Below are 15,687 nucleotides of genomic sequence, written 5' to 3' on the forward strand. Positions count from 1 at the left end.
GCCGCCGGGCTGCGCGGCCAGCCCGGCGGCGCGGACCAGGTCGGCCGCCTCGGCGGTGAGTTCGGCGGTGGAGAGCTGTGCGGGGATCGGCCGGTTCATCGGATCGCTCCTTGTCCGTGGGCGCGGGAGTGCCGTCGCCGCCCGCCTGCCCCGGATCCCCGCCGTCATGCACCCCGCTGACGCTCCGTCAGCCCGACGCGGGCGGGGCTACACGTGGGCGGCTTCCCGCGCGCCCGTGTCCGCGGCCGCAGCAGCGCCCACGCCGTCCGTGCCGGTGCCGGTGCCCGTCTCCGCGCCGGCGTCCGCGTCCTGCGCGGCCTCGTCCGGTGCGGCGGCACCGGGCAGCTCGTACGGGCTGGGCGCGGGGAAGTAGGTCTGGAGGAAGTCGGCCAGGGCGCGGTCCTGCTGCTCCACGGGCAGGTGGTCGCGGACGGTGTCGGCCAGGCAGATCACGTCGGCCCAGCGGTGCCGGTGCAGTTCCTCCAGCTGGGCGAGGTCCTCGCTGCTGTCGATGCTGAAGTAGCCGTCCACCAACTGGCTCTCGACCGCGCGGCCGGTGGCGTGCGCGTAGTGGGTGGCCAGGGTGATCGGGGCGAGGTCGGTGCCGGAGCGGAACGGCGAGGCGGTGGTGGCGGCGAGGGCCTCGGCGAAGCGTTCGCCGGTCTCGGCCAGGACGCTGCGCCGCTGCGGGTAGGGGGCGTGCTTCAGGGTGTGGGGGTAGGTGCGGCCGGTGGCGCGGGCGAGCGCGGTGCGGGTGGTGTACTGGGCGGCCACGTAGACCGCGTCGCCGCGGTCGCCGTCCTCGGAGGCGATCTCCCCGGGCGGGATGATCCGGCTGTCGGGGAAGTAGCGCGGCACGCCGCTGCCGAGGAAGAACTGCTGGGGCGTCAGCGGCCGGCCCAGCAGCATGTCGTCGTTGAGGTAGAGGAAGTGCTCGGCCAGGCCGTCGATCGTCTGCAGTCGGGTCTCTATGGCGTGCGAGTTGAAGACCGGGCCGGCACCGGTGCCGGCGAAGAGCTCGCGGTGCGGGACGACGGTCAGGCCGGGCGCCGCGGTGTCGAGCCAGGCCGGGACCTGGTCGTCGGTGACCAGGAAGACGTGCCGCACCCAGGGTGCGTGGGCGGCTATCGAGCGCAGGCAGTACCGGAGTTCGTCGCGGCTCCGGTAGCGCTGCTCGCCGTCGTCGGCCATCGGTGCCCGGTGGCCCTGGGCCTGCCGGGCGCGGTCGCGGCGTTCGCGCCAGGCGGGGTCACTGCCGTCGACCCAGGTGACCACCACGTCGACGGGGAAGTCGATGTCGTCGGGGAAGGTGGCGGCGAAGGCGTCGACCAGCGGGTAGTCGCGGCCGCCGATGGTGGTGGTGGCGTCGGCCGCCAGCGAGGGCAGCCACCAGCCGAACGGCGTCTGGCCGATGGAGGCGATGGCGCCGGGGGAGGGGGCGGCGGAGTCCCAGAACTCCACGTCGCAGCCCAGGTCCGCCCCGTACAGCCGACCGCCGACCACGGCCGGCCGGTAGACCCGGATGCCCTTGACGCGGTCCACCGTCTCCGGCGTGTGCGACGGGGCGTCAGCGCCGTCCTCGGACGCGGGCGTGGACGCGGACGCGGCCGTCTCGAGGGCGGCCACGGCCTCGGGCAGCAGGGCGGCCGGCACCGTGGCCAGGGTCCGGCCGTGCTCCAGGAGATCGGCGTAGACCGCCTGCCCCGCGAACGCCCCGGCCACGGCCGCGAGCACCGCGGGCCGGTCACCGGGGCCGATCGCCAGCCGGTGGTGCTCCGGACCGTCGGGAACGATCCCGTGCGCCAGGCCCGCGGCGGCGAGCACGTCGGCGACCTCCGCGAGGTTCCCGTCCCGCCGCACCGTCGGCGGCAATCCCGGTACCGTCTCCGCGAGTTGACCCGTGTGTCGGACAATCCCGGGCAGGGAGCGCAGCAGCCGTTCCTCCTCCGCCGTCCGCGTCGGGGCCAGCACTGCCGCGTAATCCGGAGCGGCGTCCTCGGACCTGGGGGCGGGAACGGTGGCCTGCTGCTCGGCGGTGGGATCCCGGTGGCCGAGGAATCCGGCGAACGGACGTCGGAGCGGGCCGGTGAGGGAACGGCGAACGAACACGAGATGACACTCCGGGGGATGAGTGGATGGCTCACCGTAACACGATCTTCGGGGGGGAGGATTTCCCGAAGGGAACCTGGGAGAATTCTGGGAGCATTTTTTATTTCCTGGTAATTCGTAGGGAATCGTGGTCGATCGACCGTTTTCACCCGCTGTCGACGGTATGTCAGCCCTCGGGGTCCTGGAAGCGGGCGAGCTCGTTGTCGATCATGGTCTGGGCACGGGCCAGCACGCGGGAGTTGTAGGTGCCGGCGGTGCGGATGGTCAGCAGGGCGTCCTGCTGGGCGGAGGCGGCGGCGAGCAGCAGCGTGCGGTACTGCTCGCGCGGGTCGACGCCCTCGGTGACCGCGCCGAGCGAGGGGCGCTTGTGGCGGGTGGCGGTCCAGGCGCGGGCCTGCTCGAGGACGACCGGGTCGTACGGGGTGCCGTCGGGCATGACGAGGTCGGGGTCGGCGAGGGTCTCGGCCACCCGGGCGGAGAGGTCGGCGTACAGCTCGCCGAAGGCGGCGCGGTCGGCGGCCTCGTCGTCCCCGGGGAGCTTCAGGGCGCGGATCACCCGGGGCAGCGTCAGCCCCTGGAGCAGCAGGGTGGTGCCGGCCACGGTGAAGGCGATCAGCAGCAGCTGCGGCCGGTAGGGGGTGTCGGCCGGCAGGCTCTGGGCGGCGGCGACGGTGACCGCGCCGCGCATGCCGGACCAGGCGATGACCGTCCCGCCCCGCCAGCCGAACTTCTCGTTGATCCTGAAGTCGGCGTCGTTGCGGCCGTGTTCGATCCGCCCCTCCAACCGCTCGGGGTCGGTGTTCCGGAACCGCCGGGGCAGCTCCTGCCCGGTGTCGAGCCGGTCGGCCAGGTCGTCCAGCCGGGTCCGGAAGTCCATCGCCTTGTCCGCGTCGCGGCGCAGCGAGGCGACCAGCGGTGCCACGAACAGCATCCGGATCGCGATGGCCAGCAGTGAGGCCAGCAGCCCGATGCCGACCGCGTGCGCGACGTTCTGCCCGGCGTCCTCGGCCTGGTCGACCAGGGTGCGGAGTTGGAGCCCCATCAGCAGGAAGACCGAGCTCTCCAGCAGGAAGGCGATGGTCTGCCAGTTGACGTCCTCCGCGAGGCGGTCGCGGGCGCGCAGGAAGCGGGGGCTCAGGTGTCCGCTGACCAGGCCGGTCAGCACGACGGCCAGTACGCCCGAGGCGCCGAGCTCCTCGGCGGGCAGGAAGGCCAGGAACGGCACCACGAAGGAGAGCGCGGTGTTCAGGACGGTGTCGTGCAGCCGCCCGCGCACCAGCACCGTGAGCAGACCGACCAGCACCCCGATCACGCTCGCCACCACCACCGAGAGCACGAAGTCGACCCCGACCTTCCAGAGGTGGACGGTCGAGGTCATCGCCGCCACCGCCGAGCCGAGCAGCACCAGCGCGCTGGCGTCGTTGACCAGGCCCTCGCCCTCCAGGATGGTGGTGAGCCGGGTCGGCAGTCCGAGCCGCTTGCCGATCGAGGTCGCGGCCACCGCGTCGGTGGGGCTGACGATCGCCCCGAGCGCGAAGGCGGCGGCCAGCCCGAGCCCGGGCAGCAGCCAGGCGAACAGGTAGCCCGAGCAGAGCGTGGTGACGACCACCAGCAGCACCGCCAGGCGCAGGATCGCCTTGAGGTCCCGCCGGAAGTCGACGGCCGGCATGTGGACGGCGGAGGCGTACAGCAGCGGCGGCAGCACCACGGTCAGCACCAGGTCAGGCTCCACCTCCACGTGCGGCACCGCGGGCAGGAAGCTCAGCGCCGTCCCGACCACCACCAGGGAGAGCGGTGCCGCGACCCCGATCCGCCGCGAGGCGGCCGACACCGCGACGATGCTGATCACGCCGAGTACGGCGACCAGCGTCCATCCCATGGGCGGGCTCCTGTTCCGCGAGGACCGTGACGGGTGTTCTCCCCCGCATCATGGACGCCGCGACGGGCCCGGGCGCGCTTCCCCGGACGCACGGCGTGCCGGGCGCGGGGGCCCTGGTCCTGACGGAGGGTCAGCCGAGCTCCTCGGCCGGGGCCTCCTCCGGTCGGGTACCTCCAGGCCGACCGCCACTGCTGCCGCTGAGGCCGCTCCGACGGTCCGTCAGAGTGCCGAGCGGGCCAGCCGGAGCACTGCCGCGCGGATCCGCTCCGGCCCCAGCTCCGGGAGCAGCGCGGAGACCTGGTCGGCCGCCAGCGGGGCGAGCAGGGCGTGGGCGGTGGCCTCCGGGTCGGGCGTGCCGGAGAGCAGGAGCGCGACGTGGCGGTGCCAGAAGCGGTAGGAGCCGATGCGGTAGCGGGCGCCGGGGGAGGCGGTCTCGGACATCCGGACCAGGGCGAGGTGGTCGAGCAGGTAGTCCAGGTAGGCGGAGAGGAAGGCCGTGAGCCGCTCGGCGGCGGGCGCCCCCGGGGTGCCGGGGCCGAGCGGGGGCTGCCCCTGGAGGACGGCCTCCTGGAGGACCCGCTCCCGGGCGTCGAGCAGGGCGGCCGCCAGGCCCGACTTGTCGCCGAAGCGGCGGAAGAGCGTCCCCTTGCCGACGCCGGCCGCGGCCGCCACCTGGTCCATCGAGACCGCCTCGACGCCGTGCTCGGCGAACAGCCGGGCGGCGGCCTCCAGCACGGCGGCCCGGTTGCGGGCGGCGTCGGCGCGCTCCTTGGGCGGGGGCGTGCGCAGGAGTTCCAGGGGCGTTGCGGAAGCGGACTGCGGTCCGTTAATGTCGTGAGCCACAAGAGGACTGTAGTCCGATTCTCTGCAGGAGGCACTGCCATGACCGCACTCATCACCCGTGACGAGCTGGCCGCGGCCATCGAGGCCCGCACCGTCACCGTCGTCGACACCCTCGGCGGCCAGTACCACGCCCAGCAGCACCTGCCCGGCGCGCTCGCCCTGACGCCGGGCGAGGTGGACGCCCGCGCCGCCACCGTGCTGCCCGACCGCACCGCCGCGATCGTCACCTACTGCTCCAACACCGCCTGCCCCAACAGCGGCCAGGTCGCCGACCGGCTGACCGCCCTCGGCTACACCGACGTCCGCAAGTACCGCGAGGGCATCCAGGACTGGGTGGAGGCGGGCCTGCCCACCGAGTCGGCCTGATTCCCGCGGCGGGCGGGCCCGGGGTCCGCCGGGGACACCCCGGTCCCGCCCGCCGCGATCCGGTCCGGCCCGCGGCAATCCGGGATCGCGTCGGCTCCGAAACCTAGGCTGCGGACCACCAGTGGCTTCCGCGCACGAACCGTTCGCACCGACCCGGGAACCATCGATGACCGTCTCCATCGCCCTGTTCACCCAGGACCTGCGGCTGCACGACAACCCCGTCCTGCACGCCGCCGCCGAGGCCGGCCGCCAGGTCGTCCCGCTGTTCGTCCTGGACCCGGCCGTCGAGACGGCCGGCTTCGCCGCCCCCAACCGGCAGGCGTTCCTCGCCGACTGCCTCGCCGACCTCGACACCGGACTGCGCAGCCGCGGCTCCCGACTGGTCCTGCGCCACGGCGACCCGGCCGAGCAGGCCGCCCGGGTGGCCGAGGAGACGGGCGCCGCCGCCGTCCACGTGGCCGCCGGCGTCAGTGCCTTCGCCCACCGCCGTGAGACCCGCCTGCGCGAACTGCTCGGTGACCGGCTCCGGGTGCACGACGCCTCGCTGACCGTCGTCCCGCCCGGCGAGGTCACCCCGGCGGGCAAGGACCACTACGCCGTCTTCACCCCGTACCACCGCGCCTGGCAGCAGGCGCCCCGCCGCAAGGTGCTCGCCGCACCGCGCGCCCTGCACACACCGCGCGCCGTCACCGGCGAACGCCTGCCCACCGCTGACGGCACGTCACCCGCCCTGCCCCCCGGCGGCGAGAGCGCCGCCCGCCGCCACTGGAGGCGCTGGGACCCGGACGCCTACGCCGAGCTCCACGACGCCCTCGCCGAGGACGGCACCTCCCGGCTCTCCCCGTACCTCCACTTCGGCTGCCTCTCCGCCAACGAGCTCGCCACCCACGCCACCGCCCACGGCGGCGAGGGCGCCGAGGCCTTCGTCCGGCAGCTGGCCTGGCGCGACTTCCACCACCAGGTGCTCGCCGCCCGGCCCGCCGTCGCCCACCAGGACTACCGCAGCCGCAGCGACCACTGGCACCACGACGAGGCCGAGGCCGAAGCCTGGCGGCAGGGCCGCACCGGCTACCCGATCGTCGACGCCGGCATGCGCCAACTCCTCCACGAGGGCTGGATGCACAACCGCGCCCGCCTGCTGACCGCGAGCTTCCTGGCCAAGTCCCTCTACCTGGACTGGCGGACCGGCGCCCGGCACTTCCTCTCCCTCCTGGTCGACGGCGACGTGGCCAACAACCAGCTCAACTGGCAGTGGGTCGCGGGCACCGGCACCGACACCCGCCCCAACCGCCTGCTCAACCCCCTGCGCCAGGCGCTCCGTTACGACCCCGACGGCGCGTACGTGCGCCGCTGGATCCCCGAACTCGCCGACGTCCCCGGCCCGGCCGTCCACCAGCCGTGGAGCCTGGACCGGGACCTGGCCCCCGACTACCCCGCACCGATCGTCGCCCCGGAGTCCCTCGGCGCCCGCTTCCGCCACGCCCGCGCCCTCGACTGAGCACGGAGGAGCCACCGATGACTTCCGCCCCCCGCCGCCCCGACGTCGTGGTGATCGGCGCCGGCCTGGCCGGCCTCGCCTGCGCCGCCGACCTCACCGCCGCCGGGCGCAGCGTCCTGCTGCTGGAGGCCTCCGACGCCGTCGGCGGCCGGATGCGCACCGACCGGGTCGACGGCTTCCTCCTCGACCGGGGCTTCCAGGTCTTCAACACCGGCTACCCGCAGGTGCGTTCACGCATCGACACCCGGGCGCTGGACCTGCGGCCGTTCACCCCCGGCTTCCTGCTGGCCGGCTCCCTCGGACGGCGGCGCTTCGCCCACCCGCTGCGCAGCCCCGCCCGGTGCGGCGACCTGCTCACCGGCCGGCTCGCCCCACGGCGGGACGCCGCCGCCCTCGGACTGCTCAGCGCCCGCGACCTCCTCACCCCGGCCGCCCGCCTGCGCGGCGCCCCCGACCGCACCACGGCCTCGGCCCTGCTCGCGGCCGGGATCTCCGAACCGGTCATCGACCACGTCCTGCGGCCGTTCCTCGCCGGGATCTTCCTGGAGGACCGACTCACCACCTCCAGCCGGGTGTTCCACCTCTACTGGCGCAGCATGCTGCGCGGCACCCTCGCCCTCCCCGCCGCCGGAATCCAGGCCGTCCCCGAACAGCTCGCCTCCCGCCTCCCGCCCGGCACCCTCCGCCTCGACTCCCCGGTGGCCTCCCTCGCACCCGGCGCCGTCACCCTGACGGACGGTCAGGAGATCCCCTGCACCACGGTCGTGGTCGCCACCGACCCCGTCACGGCCGCCACCCTGCTCCCCGGCCTCCCCGTCCCCGAGGCCCGTTCGGTCACCACCTTCCACCATGCCGCCACCCGCCCGCCGCTCGCCGAACCCACCCTGGTCGTGGACGCCGGCCGGCAGCTCCTCAACTCCGTGGTCCTCTCCCAGGTCGCCCCCGAGTACGCCCCGCGCGGCCGCCACCTCGTCACCACCTCCGTCCTCGGCACCGCCGCCGACGAAGCGGCGGTCCGCCGCCGCCTCGCCGTCCTCTACGCCACCGACACCTCCGACTGGCACCTCCTGGCCGCCCACCGCATCCCCTACGCCCTCCCCGCCATGCCCGCCCCGCACCCCCTGACCCGCCCCACCCGCCACTCCCCGGGCGTCCACCTCTGCGGCGACCACCGCGCCACCGCCTCCGTCCAGGGCGCCCTCGCCTCCGGCGCCCGCGCCGCCCGCGAAGTCCTGGCCGGCCTCGGCTGACCGGGGCACGCGACCGGTACGGTGATCGCACCGATCCACCCGGGGCGCGACATGACGAGCTGCTCGATCTCGGTCGGACCGCAGCGCACGACGACGGAGGAGGCCTACGTCGCCGTCCCCGAGCCGGCCGTCACCGCCGGGCGCCGGCGCCCACGGACGAGTGATCGCGCCGGGTCCCGGTGGGCCGGACGGCTTCGGGGCAGGCTAGCTTTACCCGGGTGACTCTTCTTGACGACGTGGCCGAGCGCGACGGCTGGCGGTGCTGGGTGTGCGACGAGCCGGTCGACCCCGACATGTCCGTGAACGACCCCCGCGGTCCGAGCGTCGACAGCCGCACCGCCGACCGCAAGGCCAAGATCCCCGAACGGCTCGCCCACCGCGGCTGCAACACCCGCAAGGGCGCGGTCAAGGTGGAGATCGCCTGGCCCGACCACCTCTACGTCTCCGAACCCGCCGCGCTGATCGCCGTGACCGCCCGGCTGGAACGCAAGGGCGGCCGCGAAGTGGTCGGCCGCTGCCCCACCCGCAAGGACGCCCAGCAGGCCGCCGACTGGCTGGCCGACCGCCTCACCCGCCTCACCCCCGAGCTCCCCCTGACCACCACCGTCGAACCGGGCGGCGGCCAGTTCCTCCTCGTCCTGTCGACCGCCCGCCGCTGACCGCCGACGCCCCGAGTTCACCCTCGTCCGACGGGGTGTCCGTTCAGGCGAGGGTGACGGTCACTCGGTGCTTGGCCATGATCTCGAGGATCACGGCGAAGAGGTCGTACCGCGTTCCGTCCGAGTCGAGCTCCGCCGCCAGGTGCTCGCGGGCGGTCGCGGAGGAGTGCCAGGTCAGGGTGGCGGGGGAGGTGTGCCCGAAGGAGCCGCAGAGGCAGTCGTCGACGGCGGCCGTGTTGGCGCCGAAGTAGCCGCCCGGGCCGTTCACCGCCTCGCCGAGGGCGAGGTACAGGGAGGTCGCGTCGGTGATGTGGCGGCCGTCGAGCTCATAGGCCCGGCCGGGTGGGCGGGGCTGGTGGTGGATCCGGCAGCCGCGCTCGCGGACGAGGTCGAGCCAGGCCTGCCGTTCCCTGGGGCCGAGGCCGACCCAGGTGCCGGGGGTGGCCGGCGGGCCGGTGAACCAGCGCTCCAGGAGCGGCCGGGCGTGCTCGGGCAGCGGCTCGAAGTCGCCGCCGTCCAGCTCCAGGTCGATGAGCCCCGGCCCGGCGGCGGACGGATGCCACGCGGTGACGGTGGCCCACATCAGACGGTCCGTCAGCAGTTCGCTGCGGTCGTCGCGGATCTCCAGGTACGTCTCGTCCAGGTGGAGCGCCTGCCGGGTCCCCTTCGCCAGGGCTGCCCGCAGTCCTGCACCCGGGGCCAGCCCCCGCAGCACCACGGGGGATCGCGGTTCCTCGGCCGGGACGATCCGGGTGAAGCCCTCGCAGGAGCCGAGCCACCTGTGCCCGTCGGTGAGCCGGACCGGGCCCTCGTGGTCCTCGGGCGGGGCCAGGTACGCGGCCCTGGCGGAGACCGCCAAGGCCCCGGCGCGCCCGCCGAGGCTCAGCACGTCCTCCAGCAGCCAGGGGTCGTCGTGCTCGGGGTCCTGGACGCCGGGGCCCTGCGGCACCAGCCAGACCCGGTCGCCGAGCCAGCCCGCCGCCGTGCCCTGCTCCGGGACCCAGCCGAAGAGCTCGTACGTCTCGCGCCGGTCCTCCCCGGACAGTCCGGTCACCTCCTCGCAGGTGCCCCAGACCTCGCTCCGGTCCCACCCCACCAACGCGTACCGCGCCACCCCAGGCCCCTCTCCACGCCCGTTCACGCCGTCATCCTGCCCGACTGGCGGACCCGTTCGATCACGCGTCCGATCCGCGCCGTAGGCTGCGGTCATGTCGACCACGCTCCCCACCACCCCCGCCGACGCCTTCGCGATGCTGATGTCCGGGAACCAACGGTTCGTCACCGGCGAGCCCGAGCACCCCAACCAGGACGCCGCCCGCCGCACCGAGACCGCCCCCGAGCAGAACCCCTTCGCGGTGATGTTCGGCTGCGCCGACTCCCGCCTCGCCGCCGAGATCATCTTCGACCGCGGCCTCGGGGACCTCTTCGTGGTCCGCACGGCCGGCCAGGTGGTCGGCCCCGAGGTGCTGGGCAGCATCGAGTACGGCGTGGCCGTGCTCGGCGCCCCGCTGGTGGTCGTGCTCGGCCACGACTCCTGCGGCGCCGTGGCCGCGACCCGCGCCGCCGTCGAGGCGGGCACCCGGGCCCCGGGCTTCGTCCGCGACGTGATCGAGCGCGTCACCCCCAGCGTGCTCACCGCCCGCGCGGCCGGCCACACCGAGGACGGCGAGTTCATAGCCGAGCACATCCGCCAGACCGTCGACCTGCTGGTCGACCGCTCCCGCATCCTCGCCGACGCCATCGCCGCCGGCCGCCTCGCCGTGGTCGGCCTCTCCTACCGCCTGGTCGACGGCAGCGCCCACCTGATCGCCGCCCACGGCATCGACGCCGCCTGACGCGGCCTCACCGCCACCTCGCTCCCCGGGCCGTTCCCGACGCTTCCGCCACCGGGAGCCGGTCCGAGGAGCGACGGCCCGACCGCGACCTCGGGGCGGTCTCCGGCCGGGAGCGGCCGCTACGAGGCGGCGCGGTGCGCTGCCCACTCGTGGTCGAGCAGCCCGAAGAGGACGCTGTCGTACCACCGCTCGCCCACCCGCACGCTCTCGCGCCGCCGCCCCTCCTCGACGAAGCCGGCCTTGCGGAAGGCCCGGACGGCCCGTTCGTTGCCGCTCCAGGTGTCCAGCTCGACCCGCCGCAGCCGGCACGACCCGAACAGGTGCCCCAGCAGCAGGTTCAGAGCCTCGGAGCCGTACCCGCCGCCCCAGCGGTCACGCTCGCCGATGAGGATCCCCACGGTGGCCCGCCCCGCGAACGGGTCGAGGTCGCGGTAGCCGATGCTGCCGATCACGCGCCCCTCGGCCAAGTCCTCCACCGTGAACGTGGCCTCCACGCGCGGGTCCTGACGGAGCCTGCCGTCGTGGAAGCGCTCCATGGACTCCCGCGTGATCGGCCCGAAGTGCGGGTCACCCCCGGTCGCCCAGTGCACCACCTCCGGGTCGTTGCGCCACCGAACGTGGGCGTCCACGTCCTCGGCGCGCGGCGCCCGCAGTCGTACCAACGTGCCTTCGATCATCCGGTGATCATAAGGATCCGGAGAGCTGTTGCCACCGGGTTTTCCGGGCGGTCTGCCGCACCGGGGTGCCGACGGATCGAACGCGGCGGGAACCCGGGGGGATACGATCGTTGCTGCCCGGGACGCCGAGGGGGACGGACGGACGCATGGTGCTGAACGACCCGGCCTTCTACCGCGACCGGTACCCGTACTACGCCGCGCTGCGCGCGAAGGCGCCGGTCCTCCCGATCCCGTTCGCGGGGGCGCCGGACGGGGCGGTCGTGGTGACGGGGCATCAGGAGGCGCGGCAGGCGCTCGCCGGTGGGGCCCTGTCCAAGGACACCGGGGCGTACTTCGCGGACAAGGACTCCGACCGCGCCCTGCACCCCGCCGTCGCGCGCAACATGCTCACCACCGACCCGCCCGAGCACACCCGCCTGCGCCGCCTGGTTTCCCGCGCGTTCACCACCGCCACCGTCCACCGGCTCCGCCCCGCGATCGAGGCGCTGGCCCGGCAGCTGACCGCCCACTGGGAGCCGGGGCAGGAGGTCGACCTGGTGGAGGGCCTGGCCGCCCCGCTGCCGGTCACCGTCATCTGCGAGCTGCTCGGCGTCCCGGAGCGGGACCGGCCGGCGATCGGCGTCTGGTCGGCGGAGCTGTTCGTCACCGGGGACCACACCCGGATCGACGCCGCCTCGCACGCGCTGTCCGCGTACATGGCCGAGCTGATCGCCGCCAAGCGCACCGCCCCCGACGGCGCGCTGATCTCCGAACTGATCGCCGCCCGCGACGGCGAGGACGCCCCGCTGGACGAGCACGAGCTGCTCTCCCTCGCCGTCCTGCTGCTGGTGGCCGGCCACGAGACCACCACCGCCGCGATCGGCAACGGCGTGCTCGCGCTGCTGCGCCACCCGGAGGCCTGGGCCGAGCTGCTCGCGGACCCGGGCCGCATCCCCGCCGCCGTCGACGAACTGCTGCGCTACGACGCCCCGGTCTCCATCGCCACCTGGCGCTGGGCCCCGGCCGCCACCACCCTCGGCGCGGACGCGACCCCCGTCCCGGCCGGTACCCCGGTCTTCGTCTGCCCGGGCGCGGCCAACCGCGACCCGGCCCGCTTCGCCGACCCCGACCGGCTGGACCTCGCCCGGCCGGACGCCGCCGCACACCTCAGCTTCGGCCACGGCGCCCACCGCTGCCTGGGCGCACCGCTGGCCCACGCCGAGGTGGAGATCACCCTGCGGGTCCTGCTGGAGCGCTTCCCCGCCCTGCGGCTCGCCGTACCCGCGGAGCAGCTGACCTGGCGTCACTCCCGGCTGTTCCGGGGCCTGACGGCGCTGCCGGTCCGCCTCTAGCGGGCGTTCCGCGCCCGGTGGGCCCAGTCCGCGAGGACGGGGACGCAGCGTTCGGCGAAGTCCTCGTAGTCGGCCGCGGTGTTGTAGGCGTGGGTGGAGAGCCGGAAGTAGCCGGTGCCGCCGAAGCTGGTGAAGGCGGCCTCGACGCCGAGTTCGGCGGCGACCCGGTCGCGCAGGGCGTCGGCCTCCAGGCGGGTGCCGGCCAGGCCGTCGGGGAGGCGGACCAGCCGCAGGGCGTTCACCGGCATGCCGACCTCGGCGGCGGCGCTCTCGCCGGTCAGCTCGGCGAAGGCCCGGCCGATGAGGTGCTCGGCGTGGTCGGCCAGGTCGGAGAGGTAGGTGCGGACGGTGGCCCAGCCCCAGGTCCGTTCGACGAAGTCCAGGGCGGCCGGGGCGGCCAGGTAGCTGGTGGCGTCCAGCGTCCCCTGGGTGTCGAAGCGTTCGGGGAAGGGCTCCTGCGCGCCCCAGGAGTCGACCAACGGGTAGAGCTCGTCCCGGAGTTCACTGCGGACCACCAGGGCCGAGGCCCCGCGCGGGGCGCACCCGAACTTGTGCAGGTTGCCCACCCAGGCGTCGAACTCCAGCCCGGCCAGCGGGTCCTCGATCAGACCCGGCACGTGCGCCCCGTCGACGAGCAGCGGGATGCCCGCCGCCCGGGCGGCCGTGCCGATCAGGTCCACCGGCAGGCGCCGGGCGGTGGCGGAGGTGATGTGGTCGAGGACGAGGAGCGCGGTGCGGTCGGTGACCGCGTCGAGCACGGCGGCGGCGGCCTCTTCGGCGGTGGCCTCCAGCGGGACGTGCGCCGTGCGCACGCGCCCGCCCCAGCGGCGGGCCAGGCGCTCGGCACCCATGGTCACCGCCCCGTAGCCGTGGTCGGTGACCAGCACCTCGCCGCCCGCCCGGTGCGGGAGGCTGCCGTAGACGACGCTGGCCCCGGCGCTCGCGTTCGGCACCAGGGCCAGGTCCCGCGCCGGGACCCGCAGGAAGCCGGCCACCTCCGCACGGGCCGCCGCGACCCGCCCCGCCAGCCCGGGGAACCACACCACCGGGGCCCGCTCCATCTCCTCGCGCAGCCGCTGCTGCTCCTGCTGTGCGGCGAGCGGGACGGCGCCGAAGGAGCCGTGGTTGAGGTGACGGAGCGTCGGGTCCAGGGTCCAGGCGTGGGCGGCGGGGCGGCCGTCGGGCAGCAGCAGGGGCTTGGGTGCTTCGGTGGTCATGTCGTGCTCGGTTCCTCTGCTGTCGTCGCCGGCGGCCCTCCCGCCGCCCCGGGCCATCCTGTCAGGCCGACACCTCCAGGGAGTAGAGGGAGTAGCCGTAGGTGGTGCCGCGGGTGATGCCCTGGAGGCGCAGGTAGCGGGCGGTGGTGGGGGTGAAGGTGAGGGTGTCGGTGCCGGCGGTGGTGCGGCCGCGGCGTTGGGCGACGGTCGTCCAGGTGGTGCCGTCGGTGGAGGTCTGGAGGTCGTAGTCCTTGCCGTAGGCGGCCTCCCAGGCGAGCCGGACGGAGCCGATCCGCTGGGGCGAGCCGAGGTCGACCTGGATCCACTGGCTGTCGCTGTACTGGCTGGCCCAGCGGGTGGTGGCGTTGCCGTCGACGGCATAGGAGGCCGGGAAGGCGGTGGTCTCCGTCGAGGACGCGGTGACGGGCCGTTGGAAGGCCAGGTCGCCCGGGGTGCCGGTGGGCCTGGTGACGGTGTCGGGGAGGTAGGCGGTGCCGGGGCCCTGGCCGACGGTGGCGACCTTGGTGAGGAAGGCGGTGTAGTCGCTGCCCCCGGCAGCGGGGGACCACATCTTCTGGGCGAGGGCGGCGAAGCTCTTCTCGATCAGGGTGTGGGTCTGGAGTTCGGTGTAGCTCAGCCGGACCTTGTCGTTCCAGACGGCGGGCATGGCGCCGAGCAGGTTCGGGTCCTGGGCCGGCAGGTCCTGGCCGCCGCCGAAGACGTTCGGGGCCCAACTGCTGAAGATGGACTGCCCGTCGAGGCCCTGCGGGTGGTAGTAGTCGGCGAACGGCACGACGTAGAGCAGGCCGTCGTTGGAGTTGATGACCTTGTAGCCGTCGGCGATGGCCGCCTTGGGGCCGTACCAGCCGTTGTTCCAGCTGTTGACGGCCATGCCCTTGTCGTAGCCGGCTCCGCTGCCGCCCATCACGGTGAAGCTGCCCCAGGCGTTGACCTGCTTGCCGAGCGAACGGACGTACGGGGCGATGGCGTTGACGTAGGTCTTGTACTGGGCCGTCAGCTCGCGCGGGTACTCGTCGATGCCGATGTGGACGGCGGGGCCGCGGAACCACGGGGCGAACTCGGCGTAGACGCTCTTCATGAAGTCGGTGGTGGCGGGCTTGGACAGGTCGAGGTGGTCGGAGTTGCCGCCGTTGAGGCCGAGGCCCGGCCGGAACTTGATGAAGGCGCGGGCGTGGGCCGGGGCGTCGATCTCGGGGACCAGGGTGACGGCGTTGGCGGCGGCGGTGGACTCGAAGCCGTCCCAGTCCTGGCGGGTGTAGCCCTGGGCGTCGGCCAGGCCGGCGAAGGCGGGGTTGGTGCTCTTGAGGCGGAAGGCCGAGATGGCCTGGGACCAGTCGCCGTTCGGCGGGCTGATCTCGTTGTCGTTGAGGTGCAGCTGAAGGGTGTTGAGCTTCAGCCAGCCCATCCAGTGCAGGTAGGAGTTGATGAACTCCGGGGTGTAGTACCGGCGTCCGACGTCCAGCATGAAGCCGCGCACCGCGTAGTCGGGGTAGTCGACGGCGGTGCCGACCGGGACGCTGGCCCGGTCGGCCGACCCGAGGACGGCCTGGAGCAGCGTCCGGGTCCCGTAGTAGAGGCCCTTGTCACCGCCGCCGACGATGCTCACGGCGGCACCGGCGCTCAACCGGTAGGCCTCCGGGCGCAGTTCGGCTTTGGCCGTGCCGAAGTCGGCCGCCGGGTCGACGGACAGGGCGATGTCCCCGGCGGCCGGGGTGCCGGTCGCCACGGCGGGCCGGAGGCCGGTCAACTCCGCCGACTCGGCCGAGAGTTGTGCGGCGAGCGACTGGACGGCGGGGGAGGCCCCGGCGGGGACCACGATCCGGGTGGCGGCGGTGAGGGTGGTCCGGCCGGTGCCGCCGGTCCACTGCTGGAGGGCGGGGACCACGCCGGGTGCGGGGTTGACGGGTTCGGCCGCCGCCGACACGGCGACGGGGGAGAGGGCGGTGGTGAGCAGGGCGGCGGCGAGGGCGCGGCCCAGGATGGTGCTCGGCTTCATTCCGAA

The 15,687-nt window shown here is 74.4% G+C and carries 13 protein-coding genes; 6 read left to right on the forward strand and 7 right to left on the reverse strand.

Annotated elements, in window-relative coordinates:
- Nucleotides 1–207 precede the first annotated feature (207 nt).
- The 3 genes from ACWCYY_RS34455 to ACWCYY_RS34465 form a co-directional block, all read right to left on the reverse strand.
- Nucleotides 208–2,109: a stealth family protein gene (locus ACWCYY_RS34455; protein WP_380150264.1), complete on the reverse strand. Its 1,902-nt coding sequence runs from the start codon at nucleotides 2,107–2,109 to the stop codon at nucleotides 208–210.
- 166 nt (nucleotides 2,110–2,275) lie between these two features.
- Nucleotides 2,276–3,988 (reverse strand): cation:proton antiporter, encoded by a 1,713-nt coding sequence (locus tag ACWCYY_RS34460; RefSeq protein ID WP_449798257.1) that lies wholly within the window; start codon nucleotides 3,986–3,988, stop codon nucleotides 2,276–2,278.
- A gap of 219 nt (nucleotides 3,989–4,207) precedes the next feature.
- Nucleotides 4,208–4,831 (reverse strand): TetR/AcrR family transcriptional regulator, encoded by a 624-nt coding sequence (locus ACWCYY_RS34465; protein ID WP_449798258.1) that lies wholly within the window; start codon nucleotides 4,829–4,831, stop codon nucleotides 4,208–4,210.
- Nucleotides 4,832–4,870: 39 nt separating this feature from the next.
- Between ACWCYY_RS34465 and ACWCYY_RS34470 the strand changes: the two genes are divergently transcribed.
- The 4 genes from ACWCYY_RS34470 to ACWCYY_RS34485 all read left to right on the forward strand — a co-directional run bounded on the left by ACWCYY_RS34470 (nucleotide 4,871) and on the right by ACWCYY_RS34485 (nucleotide 8,604).
- On the forward strand, nucleotides 4,871–5,197 hold the full coding sequence (locus ACWCYY_RS34470) for a rhodanese-like domain-containing protein (protein ID WP_380150261.1): 327 nt from the start codon (nucleotides 4,871–4,873) through the stop codon (nucleotides 5,195–5,197).
- Nucleotides 5,198–5,363: 166 nt separating this feature from the next.
- A complete protein-coding gene (locus ACWCYY_RS34475) occupies nucleotides 5,364–6,695 on the forward strand; it encodes a cryptochrome/photolyase family protein (RefSeq protein ID WP_449798259.1) in 1,332 nt (443 codons plus the stop codon).
- 17 nt (nucleotides 6,696–6,712) lie between these two features.
- A complete protein-coding gene (locus tag ACWCYY_RS34480; protein WP_449798260.1) occupies nucleotides 6,713–7,945 on the forward strand; it encodes an NAD(P)/FAD-dependent oxidoreductase in 1,233 nt (410 codons plus the stop codon).
- Nucleotides 7,946–8,163: 218 nt separating this feature from the next.
- Nucleotides 8,164–8,604, forward strand: a complete 441-nt coding sequence (locus ACWCYY_RS34485) for a hypothetical protein (RefSeq protein ID WP_380150258.1) — start codon at nucleotides 8,164–8,166, stop codon at nucleotides 8,602–8,604.
- 43 nt (nucleotides 8,605–8,647) lie between these two features.
- Here ACWCYY_RS34485 and ACWCYY_RS34490 read toward each other — a convergent pair whose 3' ends face one another.
- On the reverse strand, nucleotides 8,648–9,745 hold the full coding sequence (locus tag ACWCYY_RS34490; protein WP_449798261.1) for a barstar family protein: 1,098 nt from the start codon (nucleotides 9,743–9,745) through the stop codon (nucleotides 8,648–8,650).
- Between the two features lie 67 nt (nucleotides 9,746–9,812).
- Between ACWCYY_RS34490 and ACWCYY_RS34495 the strand changes: the two genes are divergently transcribed.
- The gene (locus ACWCYY_RS34495; protein ID WP_380150256.1) at nucleotides 9,813–10,439 is read left to right on the forward strand and encodes a carbonic anhydrase; all 627 of its coding nucleotides are present in this window, start codon (nucleotides 9,813–9,815) and stop codon (nucleotides 10,437–10,439) included.
- A gap of 119 nt (nucleotides 10,440–10,558) precedes the next feature.
- Here ACWCYY_RS34495 and ACWCYY_RS34500 read toward each other — a convergent pair whose 3' ends face one another.
- On the reverse strand, nucleotides 10,559–11,116 hold the full coding sequence (locus tag ACWCYY_RS34500; RefSeq protein ID WP_449798262.1) for a GNAT family N-acetyltransferase: 558 nt from the start codon (nucleotides 11,114–11,116) through the stop codon (nucleotides 10,559–10,561).
- A 146-nt stretch (nucleotides 11,117–11,262) separates the two neighbouring features.
- On the opposite strand from ACWCYY_RS34500, the gene ACWCYY_RS34505 reads away from it, so the two are divergent.
- The gene (locus ACWCYY_RS34505) at nucleotides 11,263–12,447 is read left to right on the forward strand and encodes a cytochrome P450 family protein (protein ID WP_449798263.1); all 1,185 of its coding nucleotides are present in this window, start codon (nucleotides 11,263–11,265) and stop codon (nucleotides 12,445–12,447) included.
- On the opposite strand, the gene ACWCYY_RS34510 is transcribed toward ACWCYY_RS34505, so the two are convergent.
- Together ACWCYY_RS34510 and ACWCYY_RS34515 are read right to left on the reverse strand one after the other, a co-directional pair.
- On the reverse strand, nucleotides 12,444–13,664 hold the full coding sequence (locus ACWCYY_RS34510; protein WP_449798264.1) for an aminotransferase class V-fold PLP-dependent enzyme: 1,221 nt from the start codon (nucleotides 13,662–13,664) through the stop codon (nucleotides 12,444–12,446). The genes ACWCYY_RS34505 and ACWCYY_RS34510 overlap by 4 nt on opposite strands.
- Nucleotides 13,665–13,725: 61 nt before the next feature.
- Nucleotides 13,726–15,681 carry a family 20 glycosylhydrolase gene (locus tag ACWCYY_RS34515; protein ID WP_449798265.1) on the reverse strand — a complete coding sequence of 652 codons (1,956 nt, stop codon included), beginning with the start codon at nucleotides 15,679–15,681 and terminating at the stop codon, nucleotides 13,726–13,728.
- Between the last annotated feature and the right edge of the window lie 6 nt (nucleotides 15,682–15,687).

The sequence above is a fragment of the Kitasatospora sp. NPDC001664 genome, assembly GCF_053596675.1.